We start from the raw sequence: 13156 nt of genomic DNA, 5'->3' as shown, positions 1-13156 counted from the left end.
CGGCAATATTGTTGTTCTGCTGCGGCAATATGAGAAAGGCGTGAAGCAATATAAGGGAGATGTATTATTTACAGGACAACAATAAAAATTAATTGCTTCATGCCGTGTTTTCAGAATAATAATTGTAACTTTGTAAAGTAGCATTAAACTTATTGTATTATGGGAGGACTGAAAGATAGATACATACGTTTCGACTGGGCTATCAAGCGCTTGCTCCGTCAGAAAGCCAACTTCGACGTGTTGGAAGGTTTCCTTACCGTGTTTATCGGTGAGGAGGTGAAGATTGTGGAGATACTCGAGAGTGAGGGCAATCAGCAAACGCCAGACGATAAGTTCAACCGTGTGGACATCAAAGCACGCAACTCGAAGGGTGAGATAATACTTGTAGAGGTGCAGAACACGAGCGAGCTTTATTATCTGGAACGCATCCTGTATGGCGTAGCGAAAGCCATCACCGAGCATATCCATCTCGGTGATACATACAAGGAGGTGAAGAAGGTGTATTCTATAAGCATCCTCTATTTCGATATCGGTAAGGGTGCCGACTACCTGTATGTAGGACAGAACAAGTTCATCGGTGTGCATACAAACGACCAACTCGTCATAACCGCTAAGGAAAAAGGTGCTTTAGTGCAGAAGAGTCCGGCAGAGATATTCCCCGAGTACATTCTTGTGCGTGTCAACGAGTTTGACAAGGTAGCGGTAACTCCGTTGGAGGAGTGGGTTGCTTACTTGAAGAGTGGAGTTATAAAGGAAAACACCACTGCTCCCGGATTGCAGGAGGCACGCAAAAAACTGCAGTATTACTCGATGACCGATGCCGAGCGCTATGCTTATGATGAGCACCTCAACGCTGTGATGATACAGAATGATGTGCTTGGCAATGCACGCGAAGAAGGACTTGCTGAGGGTCGTGCCGAGGGACTTACGCAGGGCCGTGCTGAAGGACTTGCTGAGGGTCGTGCAGAAGGTCGTGCAGAAGCAAAGAAGGATATTGTTAAATCTATGTTGAGCAATGGTCTGTCAGTAGAGCAGGCTGCAAAATATAGTGGTCTGACTGTAGAAGAAGTAGAAAGTATAAAGTAAAATCACGATATGGGAGAATATATAGTATCGGCGCGTAAGTACCGCCCGATGACATTCGACTCGGTGGTGGGGCAGGCTGCTCTCACCGCTACGTTGAAGAATGCCGTGAAGAGTGGCAAGCTGGCACACGCCTACCTGTTCTGCGGACCGCGCGGAGTAGGCAAGACGACGTGTGCGCGCATCTTCGCGAAGGCAATCAACTGCATGAACCCTACTACGGAGGGCGAGGCATGTGGCGAGTGCGAGAGCTGCAAAGCGTTTGCTGAAGGACGCTCGTACAATATCTTCGAGCTTGATGCTGCCAGCAACAACTCCGTGGAGCACATCAAGTCGCTCATGGAGCAGACACGCATACCACCGCAAGTGGGCAAGTACAAGGTGTTCATCATCGACGAGGTGCACATGCTTTCGCAGGCAGCGTTCAACGCTTTCCTGAAAACACTGGAGGAACCGCCTGCACACGTGGTGTTCATTCTTGCCACAACCGAGAAGCATAAGATTTTGCCAACCATCCTCTCGCGTTGTCAGATTTACGACTTCGAGCGCATGAGCGTGGAGAACACCATCAACCACCTGAAGTATGTGGCAGAGAAGGAAGGCATCACCTACGAGGAAGAGGCATTGGCACTCATCGCCGAGAAAGCTGATGGCGGTATGCGCGATGCCCTTTCTATCTTCGACCAGACGGCAAGCTTCTGCCAGGGCAACATAACATACGCAAAGGTGATTGAGGACCTGAACGAACTCGACACCGACAACTACTTCAAGTTCGTCGACTATGCGTTAGCGAACAAGGTGAGCGAGTGCATGGTGCTCCTCAACGCGATAATAGAGAAAGGCTTCGACGGAGGCAACCTTATCAACGGACTCGCTTCGCACGTGCGCAACGTGCTCATGGCTAAGGATGCGCAGACGCTGAAGCTCCTTGAGGTGAGCGAGAAACAGCGTGAGAAGTACAGCGCACAGGCAAAGGCGTGCCCCACGCAGTTCCTCTATAAGGCACTGAAGCTGATGAACCAGTGCGACCTAAGCTACCGCCAGAGCAGCAACAAACGTCTGCTCGTAGAGCTCACGCTCATCCAAGTGGCACAGATCACGCAGCCGGAGGATGCCGACAGTGCGGGGCGTAGCCCCAAGCAGCTGAAAACCCTGTTCAAACTTCTTGATTTCACCCGGACGAAAGTGGCTCAGCAGGTGGCTGCTCCGGTGAGCCATGCCTCGGTGAGCCATGTTTCAGCGGAGGCTTCTCCTTCGCAGACCGCCGCATCGGGTTCGGAAGCCGTCTCCGACAAGTTGTCTGCCGGCGTACCACGCTTGAAGCTCTCGTCGCTCGGCATGACCTTCCAAAGCTTGCAGCGCAAGGATGCGGTGGCGGCAAAGAAAGAGGCGGAAGAGACAAACAAGGATGAGAACGAGCAGTTCACGCAGGAGTTCCTCGATCTGCAATGGCTCTCGATGTGCAACCGTATGCCGCAGAAGATGGTGGGGCTTGCTTCCCGAATGAAGAACATGCAACCGCGTATCACCACCTTCCCCGATATCGAGGTGCTGGTAGACAACCAGATATTGCTTGACCAGGTAAACGAGATAAAAGGTCGCATACGCGTCACGCTCGCCAAGGCACTGCACAACGGCAATGTGTCAATATCGCTGCGCCTTGCCGAGGCAGAAGAGATAAGCCGCCGAAAGACAAAGAAAGAGGTGTACGACGAGCTGATGCAGCAGAAGGAAGTGCGAGCGTTCGTCGAGTCGTTAGGGCTCGAACTTGTTTAAAAGTAAAAAAGTAAAAAGATAGGAGGTATGGGCATCTTGCCCATACCACGTACCCACAAGCAAGGCATTTAAAAGTAAAAAGTTAGGGCTGGATTCCAAATAAGGAATTCAGCCCTAACTTTTATTTGTGCTTAGTATATTGGTTTTACAACTTCGACTCTCATTCCAAGAGCATTGATGATTTGGTAGAATGCGCCAACGCTTGGAACGATAATTCCATTTTCTACTTTTGAAATATACGATTTGGTAGAATTGATGCGTTTTGCCAATTCTGTTTGTGTAATTTTGGCTTCTTTGCGTGCATCAAGCAGTATTTGTCCTGAATAGAAGGAAAGCGCATCCTCATAGGCCTTCATGCGCTCCGGAGTGCCTTCCTTGCCGAACTTCTTGTCAAGAACGAGATCGTAATCAACGATTTGATGATTGTTTGTCTGCATAATATGCCTCCTTTATCTTTAATGCTTTTTCTATTTCTTTGGGTGGTGTTTTTGGGCTTTTCTTTTGGAATCCATTGAACAATACCACGATTCTTCCTTCATCGAAAATGAAGAATACACGAAAGATGTTTCCTCCATATTCTGTACGCAATTCGTACAGACCATCCTTTATAAGTTTTATAAACTTCGTGGAGAGTCTGTCCTGTGTCTTTAGCAGAAGAAGCCCATACTGAATCTTTTCCTGCTCCTTTTCTTTCAAGGTACTCATAAATGCCTCGAAATAACCGCCGTATGTAAATAACCGCCGTTCCATAATGCAAAGATAATAGAAGTTGTCAAATCCTACAACTTTTGCGGACTATTTTTCAACGATGCTTTCGATGTACTTGCACACCATGTTGATACCCTTTAGGTTGTCTCCACCCTCTGGTATGATGACGTGCGCGAAGCGCTTTGTCGGCTCAATGAACTGCTCGTGCATAGGTTTGAGCACCTTCAGGTAGCGGTCGACAACCATAGACACGGTGCGTCCGCGGTCGATAGTGTCGCGTTGTATGTTGCGTATGAGTCGCTCGTCGGGGTCGCAGTCGACGAAGATGCGCAGATCCATCATGTCGCGCAGGCGCTTGTTGAGTAGTGTCATAATGCCCTCCACGATAATCACCGGCTTCGGCTCCACGTGTATCGTCTCCTTCTCGCGGTTGCACTTCAGGTACGAGTACGTAGGCTGTTCGATAGCTTTGCCCTCGCGCAGCTCGTTAATCTGCTTTATCAGTAGCTTCCAGTCGAACGCATCGGGGTGGTCGAAGTTGATAGCCCGGCGCTCCTCTTCGGTCATGTGCGACGTGTCGTTATAGTACGAGTCGAGTGGCACAACAGCCACGTGGTGCGGCGGCAATGCCTCAACAATCTTCTTCACTACAGTGGTCTTGCCGGAGCCTGTGCCGCCGGCAATACCAATTATTGTTATCTTGTTGTTTGTCATATTCTTAAGCTTGGTCGTATAATGTGCTGAACATACGGCTGTAGAACTCTGCCTTGCGTTCGGGTTTCATGGGGTAGGCGCGCGAGCTGCTCGGCATACGCCATAGACGCAGTGTTCTGTCGTCGAAGCCGAACTGCACGTTCTCGCCAACCTTCGGCTGCACCTTTATGTCGAAGCACGCGCAGAGCACGTCGGTGGCTTTCTGCCCGGTGGTCACGATGTCGGTGAGCGAGGGTAGGGAGCGCACCATTGCCTTCAGGTCAGTAGGCTCAACCACCTCTAAGTCCTTGTCCGATGCTGTGTTCTTCAGTCGGCGCACCTCCGTTGCCGTGTCGTACATGCCGATGCAACGCTCGTTGAGGAACGGTATGATGCGGTCGAGTCGGAACGTCTTTGCTTCGGTGTCGACGAAGTGCAGCTTGTCATTGAAGAAGCATAGCCCGAAGATGCGCCACATATCGTTGGTGAAGTTGGGGTAGTAGAACCGCATCGACCAGCGCTGTTCGCCCGGCGGAAAGCTGCCGAGCATGAGCAGCCGGCAGCCGTCGGGGAGAAACGGGGTGAAGGGATGGCGTTCGGTATTCATTACTTCTGCTCCTTCACCAGATACACTACTACCGGCAAGTGGTCGGAATAGCCATCGAGCCATACACCGCCTGCGGTGGTACGCTTCGGCGAGCCCTTGTACTTGCCCTCGCTCTGTATGAGGTACGGGCGGATGTGGATTTGATGCTGGAAGTACTTCAGAGTAGAGTAGTCTTTCGAGCCCTTCGGGTTGAGCAGGTTCGGAGTTATCACGATCTGGTCGAAGAGGTTCCACGAGCCGTTGTAGAACAGTGTGCCCTTGCCCTGCTTTGTGAGAATGTTATACCACGGGTTGTACATGTCGTCCTTGCCCGTCTTCTCGATAGACGGCTTGCAAGAGAGTCCTTCGGTCATCGACTTGTTTGTAGGGTCGTCGTTCATATCGCCCATCACGAACACCTTGCAGTTGGGGTCGGCGTTCAGCAGTGAGTCCTTCACCACGCGCACCTGTCTGCCAGCCACCTCGCGGTAGTAGGATGTGGCGAAACGGCTCGGCCAGTGGCACACGATTACAGCCACGTGTTCGCCGGCGAGCGTGCCGCTAACGGTGAGGTAGCCACGTGTCACGTAGTTAGAGTCCTTCTTCTCCTCGGGAACGTATGGCACGAGGCGCACATCCTTCACGGTGAAGAAGCGAGGGTTGTAGAGCAGCGCGCAGTCGATGCCACGGCGGTCTGGACCCTCTACATGTACATATTTATATCCGCGCTGCTTCAGAGCAGGCTGTGCTATGAGGTCGTCGAGTGCCTTCGAGTTCTCCACCTCCGAGAGTCCGATAATGGCGCAGCCGATGCCTGGCAGCTTGTCCGTGCCAAGGTCGGCTAATGCCTGCGACATATTGCGTAGTTTGTGGCTATATTTCAGTCCGTTCCATTTGTATGCGCCGTTAGGCAGGAAGTCGTAGTCGCGCTTGCCCTCATCGTGGCAAGTGTCGAAGAGGTTTTCCTGGTTGTAGAAACCTACGGCATAGAGATTGAATTTCTTCTGAGCCGATGCTCCCAATGTCATGCATAGGAGTAAGGCGAGGATAAAGAGATTTTTTTTCATTTGAGTTATTTGTTTTTTGTTTTTATTCGTTACACACTGCGTGTACGTGATACACGCCTACAAAGTTACAGTAATTTGTTATCATTGTGCCCTATTTCGTGCTTTTTTTGCATGAAATCGCGATTGTTTTCCAGTCCGTTGGCATGTTCTGCATTGAAACATATACTTAATAAAAATTAAATATGGAAATGTTTCATTAATTGAATAAAAATGTGTTACTTTACAATCTATTTCTTAAACTACCCTAATTGAATGAAATAAAAAAAGTAGTAGTTGATTTAGAAACGAAAATTTAAAACTTAATTATAAACATTACATGCAAAAGAAGCTTAAATTAGCAGTGTTGGCAATGTGCTGCGCTCCGTCTGCTTTCGCTCAGACACAGACCGACTCCATCGGTTATCATAGCGAAGCTGCAAGCGAGGCTGCCTTCACTTTCACTGAGGCACAGCTCGGTGAGGACGACGACATGACACAGAATGTGACAATCGTCAACTCCAACTCCGACATCTATGCCAGCCAGGTGGGCTATCTGTTCTCACCGGCACGTTTCCGCTATCGTGCTTTCGATCAGAAGTACAATGAGGTTTATCTCAATGGCTTGCAGCTGAACGACATGGAGAGCGGACAGTTCCGTTACTCTCAGGTAGGCGGTCTGAACAACATGACCCGCAACCAGGAGTTCGCCCTTCCGTTTGAAGGCAACAACTTCACCATGTCGGGCATGGGTGGCTCCAACAACTACAACTTCCGTCCGTCGGCAATGCCTGTAGGTCATCGTATGACCCTCAGTGGTGCTAACCGCAACTACACTCTGCGTGGCATGTACACCTATAGCACTGGTCTCTCAGAGAAAGGTTGGGCGTTCACAGGTGGCGTGAGCTATCGTTGGGCACGCAACGGCTACGTAGAGGGCACATTCTACAACTCGCTCTCTTACTTCCTCGCCGTGCAGAAGGTGATGGGTAAGCACAGCCTCTCGCTCTCTACATGGGGCAACCCGACCGAGCGTTCTACACAGGGTGCTGGTACAGACGAGATGTACTGGCTCGCCAATAACCGCTACTACAACCCTTATTGGGGCTATCAGAACGGTAAGAAGCGCAACTCACGCGTGGTGAACGACTATGCTCCAAGTGCAATCCTCACATGGGACTGGAACTTCAACGAGAACTCGAAGCTCACTACATCGTTCTTCGGCAAGTACTCTATGTACAAGAGCACAAAGCTCAACTACAACAACTCCGACAATCCGCATCCTAACTACTGGAAGAATATGCCGTCAAGCTACTACGACGTGTGGAATAGCGAAAACTCTGCATATCGCACAGAGCAGGCTTACGAGGATTGGTTGACATCATACAACTATTGGCGTGCATCAAAGGCTAATCGTCAGATCAACTGGGATCGCCTCTACTACTCAAACAAGAACGCAGCTGCACAGGGCGGCGACGCTATGTACTACATCCAGGCTAAGCACAACGACAACCTGATGCTCTCGTTTGCCTCTACATTCAATCACCAGATTGACAAGGACAAGAAGGTAAACGTAGGCGTACTTGCAGCTACCAACAAGGCAATGCACTACCAGACAATGGAGGACTTGCTCGGTGCTACCCAGTTCCATAACATCAATACATATCTTATATCAGATAAGTACACAGCTACTTCGCCCGAAGCACAGTACGACCTCAACCATCCTAACGCAGTCGTTAAGGAAGGCGACCGCTTCTGCTACGACTATAACCTGCTCATCAACAAGGGCAAGGTATGGAGTTCGTACACAGAGAACTTCGGTTGGGCTAACTATACTATTGCTGCTAAGCTCGGCTACACCTCTTTCCAGCGCGACGGCAAGATGCGTAACGGTTTGGCTGCCGACAACTCGTTCGGCAAGAGCAAGCGAGCAGAATTCGTTGATGGTGGCTTCAAGTTCGGTTCTAACCTCACACTCGGTCGTGGCAACGTACTCTCGCTCGGCGTAGGCTATGAGCACCGCGCACCAGAAGCACGTGCAGCGTTCATGTCGCCAGAGATTAACAACGACTTCGTTCAGGGACTCAAGAACGAGCGCATCTTCAGCACAGAGCTCGGCTATATGTACGAGAACTCTTGGCTGCACCTCAATGTGAAGGGCTACTACAGCCGCATGACTAACGTATCCGACTGGCAGAACTTCTATAACGACGATAGCAACTCGTTCATCTATGTGTCTATGACCGATATGAACAAGTCGTACTACGGTGCAGAGCTCGGCGCTAAATTCAAGCTCGCAAGCTTCCTCGACATTAAGCTCATCGGTACAATCAGCGAGGCTAAGATTACGAACAACTCTAAGCTCTGCTACATGAAGTCTACAGATGCCACACTGTACGGCACCGCCCAGACAGGTGACAACTACGACTATATCCACAACAAGGGTATGCGCGACAGCGGCACACCGCTCACCGCTCTCAGTCTCGGCGTAAGCTATCATCAGAAGGGTTGGTTCATCGACCTCAACTGCAACTACTACGACCGCATCTACCTGTCGTACTCGCCTAACTACCGTTTCCACAAGAACGTGGTGAACCGTAACGATGTGATGAAGGCATTCGGTCAGCCGATTATCAACGACGTGACCGGCGAAATCGTTTCAGGAGCACTCGATCAGGCTAAGGGGCACGGTGGCTTCATGCTCGACGGCTCAATCGGTCGCAGCATCTACCTCAAGCACGGATCGCTCTCGATCAACCTCATGGTTCAGAACATCCTCAACAACCGCAACATCGTTACAGGCGGTTACGAGCAGAGCCGAAGCGGCTACACACAGAGCCTGAACGTACGTGGCTACTCATTCGAGAAGAACCCGTTCAAGTTCTACGCATTGGGTACAAACGGTATGCTGAACATTACTTATAAATTCTAAATCACAGAAAGAAGATGAAAAGTATAAAATATCTGAAACTCGCGCTCTTCGCGCTTGTTATAGGTCTTTCTGCTACATCATGTATGGATGAGGACTGGACCGACCCTACTGGCGAGGTGGCACCGTTCGGCAACAACCAGCTTCAGGAGACCAATGTCGTTTCTATTGCTGATCTTAAGGCAAAGTACGGTGCACAACTGAAGGATGTAGTGAACGACACAGTGCGCATCGCCGACGGTGTGCAGATCAAGGGTCGCGTCACAGGCAACGACATCTCTGGCAATATCTATAGCCAGGTTATGATCGAGGATGCTACAGGTGGTATCATCATCAGTGTTGCTCAGGGCGGCATCAACGGTCAGATGCAGATCGGTCAGGAGATTCTCGTTGACCTTGGCGGACTCTACTATGGCGTATATCGCACACAACCACAGCTGGGCATCCCGTACACCGACTTCAAGAAGAACCAGACTTACCCGAGCCGCATCAGCCGTGCAGAATGGCAGACACGCTTCAAGATTCTCGGCAAGCCCGACGCTTCGCTCGTGGTACCTCACGTGTTCGATACTTCTGAAATCAGCACACTCAACGATGAGACCGTTGCACAGAAGTACTCTGGACAGATTGTGACACTGAAGGGTGTGGAGTTCGACACAGCCGACGGCACCGTCACATTCGCTCCTGAGGCAGAAGGTGCCACTACAGGCCACGGCGTGACACGCTACTTCAAGGGTTACACTGGTCAGAAGAAGCAGATCGGCATCCGTACAAGCTGCTACGCTAAGTTCGCTGCCGAGAAGCTGCCGAAGGGCAAGCTCAACGTAACCGGTATCCTCACCGTTTACAAGACCAGCGCAACATCGTCTTACGGCACAACAGTGCAGCTCGTGCTGCGCACACTCTCCGACATCGAAGTGCTCGAGCCAGAGAAGAATCAGCCGGCAGAAGAGAAGTAAGGCTATCTTACATTATTATATATTATATAACAAGCAAACAAACAAAAGAATATGAAAAAGATATTTTTCTCAATGCTCGTCGCAACAATGACAGCATTCACATTCACAAGCTGCGAGGACGTTCCTGCTGCTTATGAAATTCCAGGCGGTGGTAACGGCGGTTCAACAACTGAAGTTCCGACATTGTATTCAGAGGCATTTGATGACAATACAACCGCATTTGAATTTAAAGATGTAAACCTCACAGGCGGTTTGACAAGAGTTTGGAAGGTGGCTTCTTACAATAATAATGGCTATCTTAATGCTTCTGCATTCTTAAACAATGCAAGCCATGCATCAGAGTCTTGGGCTGTTTCTCCAGCTATTAACCTCGCTGATAGCAAGAAGGCTGTTCTTGCGTTCTCGCACGCTATCAACAAGCTTAGCGATGTTAGCACAATGAAGGACATGATGACAGTTTGGGCTTCTACCGACTACACAGGCGATGTTAGCGCAGCTACTTGGAAACAACTCGTTGTTCCAAATTATCCGGCAGGTACAAGCTGGACGTTTGTAGAGTCTGGTGATATCGACCTTACAGAATATTGTGGCAATAAGGTTTACATTGGTTTCAAGTACACAAGTACAGACGAAAACTCTGGTGGTTGGGAGGTTGACAACTTCACAATTAAGGGCGACGGCACACCAATGGTTAGTCCAGACAAGCCTGACACTCCCGATACTCCTGACACACCTACTGGATCAAATCTCGTTTCAAATGGCGATTTCGAGGCATGGACAAATAGCCTTCCTAACAATTGGAAGTCGGCTTCTTCTGCAAGCAATGCCAAACTTTCACAGAGTACAGATGCTCATAGCGGCCAGTATTCTGTATGTGTTGCAGGTGGTGCAAAGAACCAGCGTCTTGCATACAAGGAACTCACTTTGAAGCCAGGTACATACAAGATGTCGTTCTATACAAAGGCTGCTACTGCTGATGGTGCGGTTGTAGACTATGGCTATGTTAAGGTTGTTGATGGTAAGATTAGCGGAGGCAACGATTATATCTATGCTAAGAAGTACGACAAGTTGACAAATACAGAGTGGACTGCAATCAGCCATGAGTTCACACTCGCAGAAAAGACAACAGTAGCTCTTGTTATTGCTGTTATAAAGAATCCTGGCAAGGACCTCCTTGTTGACGATTTCTCTCTCACTACTGCTGATGGTGGAGTTGTTGACGGTGGTTCTACAGAACCTGATCAACCAGAAACATCAACCACTTCTACCTATACGCTTGTTAATCAAATTACTGATGGTACATACGTATTGGTTGCAAAGACAGATGCAGGTTACCTCGCTGCCTCTCCGTTGGCTGCTACATACAATTACGGTTACCTCAAGAACCCTGTAAGCGTAACAGAGAGCAACGGAACTGTAAAGGTTTCTGACGCTAATGCCTTTACTATCAAGAAAGTTGATGGTGGATACACTATTCAGGATGCTACTGGTTACTACTTTATGAACGGAGCGTATAATAGCTTTAGCCGTTCTGCAGAACTTCCTGCAAGTGGTCATATTTGGACTATTACTGTCAACAGCGATAAGACTGTTAGTATCAAGAACAAAGAAATGGGTAAGACCATACAGTACGATACAGAGTTTACAAGCTTTGGCGCATACGAAGAGATTAAGGCTATATTGCCTTTCCTTTATAAGAAGTAAATATCATTAGCTGATATATTCCTATTCCAAGCCATTTCAAACGATGAGGTGGCTTGGAATTTTTGTTTTCAAAAATTTGTCGGTCTCGTAAAAAAGTCGTAACTTTGCATCCGCTAAGCATTTGAAAGCGAATTATTTATTTAACACTATAACAATTTAAACAAAATGAAGAAGGGAATTCATCCAGAAAACTATCGCCCCGTCGTATTCAAGGATATGTCCAACGGCGATATGTTCCTTACAAAGTCTACATGCAAGGCTACAGAGACAGTAGAGTTTGAAGGCGAAACTTACCCAGTGGTAAAAGTCGAAATCTCAAGCACATCTCACCCGTTCTATACTGGTAAGAGCAAGCTTGTCGATACTGCAGGTCGCGTAGACAAGTTCATGAACCGCTACGCAAAGGTTCGCAAGTAAGGAAAAGAACGAGATATATACTTCAAATAGACACGCTCTATTTTTGAAATAGAATATTGAGAGTGTGTTCCATCCGTAGTTGCATATACGTATGGAACATACTCTCTTTTTTATTTAAAAGTAAAAGAGTAAAAAAGTAAAAGAGTAAAAAGTAGGAGGTATGGGCATCTTGCCCATACCACGCAGCCCACAAAACATATTTTTTAAAAGTAAAAAAGTAAAAGAGTAAAAGGGACTTTAAAGGAAAATAACGGATGAAACAATGTTTTAAATACGCGCTGCGCTATGCAACTGTTGTAGTGATGATGCTCTCTGCGCTCACCTTCACCGCTTGTGGAGGCGATGACGATGAGGGCGATGGCAATCAGAGTGGTCAGGTAGACAAGAAGAACAAGAACGCCAACATACCGTCGGCTGCCAACGGCTACAACAAAGCTATTCGACGCACAGAGTTCCCGGCTCTGAAGAAGACGGGCAAGCAGAAGGTTATTGTCTATCGTATGACATCTACATCTTACGATAAAGACGGTGTTAACTTCTCGGTGGAGTGGGACTGCGACAAGCGTTCGCAGCGCTGGACGTGCTATCAGATGCACAAAGGCTACTCGGGCAAGTATTCGCGTGAGTCGAACTTCTTCTTCGACCAAACCAACCTCAATAGCAACGAGTATTGGGGCGAGTACACTTACTTCCCTGGCTACGACCGTGGCCACATCTGTCCGAGCGGCGACCGCACCGCTTCAAAGGAGATGAACTCTCAGACGTTCGTAATGACGAACATGCAACCGCAGTATCATAAGTTTAATGGTTTCGACGACAGCGGTAACAATGGCTTGTGGGTGCGTATGGAGAACCAGCTGCGCAAGTGGGCAGACAAGCTCTCTGCAACGGATACAATCTTCGTCTGCAAGGGTGGCACAATCGACAGTGAGACTAACATCATAACGCGCATCGGGGGCAAGCTCATCGTGCCGAAGTACTTCTACATGGCTATCCTGCGCAAGAGCTCGTTCGGATATGCAGGCATGGCGTTCTGGAGCGAACAGAAAAATGCGTGGCGCACGAACGAGACGTTACGTTCACACGCTATCTCTATCAAGGAGCTTGAGGCGCGCACAGGCATCGACTTCTTCTGTAACCTCCCCGACGATGTGGAGGCGCAGGTCGAGAAAACGTTCAACCCGAGTGTCTGGTCAGGCTTATAATCTTTCTCTTCCCACAGATGTATTGTAGGAGGGTATGGCATCCTTGCCATACC

Annotated in this window: 12 protein-coding genes; 7 read left to right on the top strand and 5 right to left on the bottom strand. The window is 48.9% G+C overall.

The features are described 5' to 3' along the window. The first annotated feature begins 159 nt into the window (after positions 1-159). Both HMPREF0673_RS03910 and HMPREF0673_RS03905 read left to right on the top strand, forming a co-directional pair. Positions 160-1086 (top strand): Rpn family recombination-promoting nuclease/putative transposase, encoded by a 927-nt coding sequence (locus tag HMPREF0673_RS03910; protein ID WP_007898336.1) that lies wholly within the window; start codon positions 160-162, stop codon positions 1084-1086. Between the two features lie 9 nt (positions 1087-1095). Then, on the top strand, positions 1096-2859 hold the full coding sequence (locus HMPREF0673_RS03905) for a DNA polymerase III subunit gamma/tau (RefSeq protein WP_007898333.1): 1764 nt from the start codon (positions 1096-1098) through the stop codon (positions 2857-2859). Positions 2860-2990: 131 nt separating this feature from the next. On the opposite strand, the gene HMPREF0673_RS03900 is transcribed toward HMPREF0673_RS03905, so the two are convergent. The 5 genes from HMPREF0673_RS03900 to HMPREF0673_RS03880 are packed head-to-tail and all read right to left on the bottom strand — an operon-like array spanning position 2991 to position 5913. Further along, complete coding sequence (locus HMPREF0673_RS03900) at positions 2991-3296, bottom strand: helix-turn-helix domain-containing protein (protein WP_007898324.1); 306 nt, start codon at positions 3294-3296, stop codon at positions 2991-2993. Beyond that, complete coding sequence (locus HMPREF0673_RS03895) at positions 3268-3609, bottom strand: type II toxin-antitoxin system RelE/ParE family toxin (protein ID WP_007898322.1); 342 nt, start codon at positions 3607-3609, stop codon at positions 3268-3270. Before HMPREF0673_RS03895 ends, HMPREF0673_RS03900 begins: the two co-directional genes overlap by 29 nt. Before the next feature lie 45 nt (positions 3610-3654). Further along, positions 3655-4281 carry a uridine kinase gene (gene udk, locus HMPREF0673_RS03890; protein ID WP_007898320.1) on the bottom strand — a complete coding sequence of 209 codons (627 nt, stop codon included), beginning with the start codon at positions 4279-4281 and terminating at the stop codon, positions 3655-3657. Between the two features lie 4 nt (positions 4282-4285). Continuing rightward, positions 4286-4867, bottom strand: a complete 582-nt coding sequence (locus tag HMPREF0673_RS03885) for a uracil-DNA glycosylase family protein (RefSeq protein ID WP_007898319.1) — start codon at positions 4865-4867, stop codon at positions 4286-4288. Further along, complete coding sequence (locus HMPREF0673_RS03880; RefSeq protein ID WP_007898318.1) at positions 4867-5913, bottom strand: endonuclease/exonuclease/phosphatase family protein; 1047 nt, start codon at positions 5911-5913, stop codon at positions 4867-4869. The genes HMPREF0673_RS03885 and HMPREF0673_RS03880 overlap by 1 nt, the downstream gene beginning before the upstream one ends. 316 nt (positions 5914-6229) lie before the next feature. On the opposite strand from HMPREF0673_RS03880, the gene HMPREF0673_RS03875 reads away from it, so the two are divergent. From HMPREF0673_RS03875 to HMPREF0673_RS03855, 5 genes are all read left to right on the top strand, one after another. Further along, positions 6230-8821, top strand: a complete 2592-nt coding sequence (locus tag HMPREF0673_RS03875; RefSeq protein WP_007898317.1) for a TonB-dependent receptor — start codon at positions 6230-6232, stop codon at positions 8819-8821. 14 nt (positions 8822-8835) lie between these two features. After that, the gene (locus HMPREF0673_RS03870; RefSeq protein WP_007898316.1) at positions 8836-9777 is read left to right on the top strand and encodes a DUF5689 domain-containing protein; all 942 of its coding nucleotides are present in this window, start codon (positions 8836-8838) and stop codon (positions 9775-9777) included. A 51-nt stretch (positions 9778-9828) separates the two neighbouring features. Further along, a complete protein-coding gene (locus HMPREF0673_RS03865) occupies positions 9829-11481 on the top strand; it encodes a choice-of-anchor J domain-containing protein (RefSeq protein WP_007898315.1) in 1653 nt (550 codons plus the stop codon). 165 nt (positions 11482-11646) lie between these two features. Next, positions 11647-11898 (top strand): type B 50S ribosomal protein L31, encoded by a 252-nt coding sequence (locus HMPREF0673_RS03860; RefSeq protein WP_007898314.1) that lies wholly within the window; start codon positions 11647-11649, stop codon positions 11896-11898. 254 nt (positions 11899-12152) lie between these two features. Then, positions 12153-13103, top strand: coding sequence for a DNA/RNA non-specific endonuclease (locus tag HMPREF0673_RS03855; RefSeq protein WP_007898312.1), 951 nt, complete (start codon positions 12153-12155; stop codon positions 13101-13103). The last annotated feature ends 53 nt before the right edge of the window (positions 13104-13156 follow it).

Source organism: Leyella stercorea DSM 18206, from assembly GCF_000235885.1.
Taxonomy (GTDB): Bacteria; Bacteroidota; Bacteroidia; order Bacteroidales; family Bacteroidaceae; genus Prevotella; species Prevotella stercorea.
The sequence above is the reverse complement of the archived record's forward strand: the minus strand, read 5'-3'. Positions and strand labels throughout refer to the sequence as shown.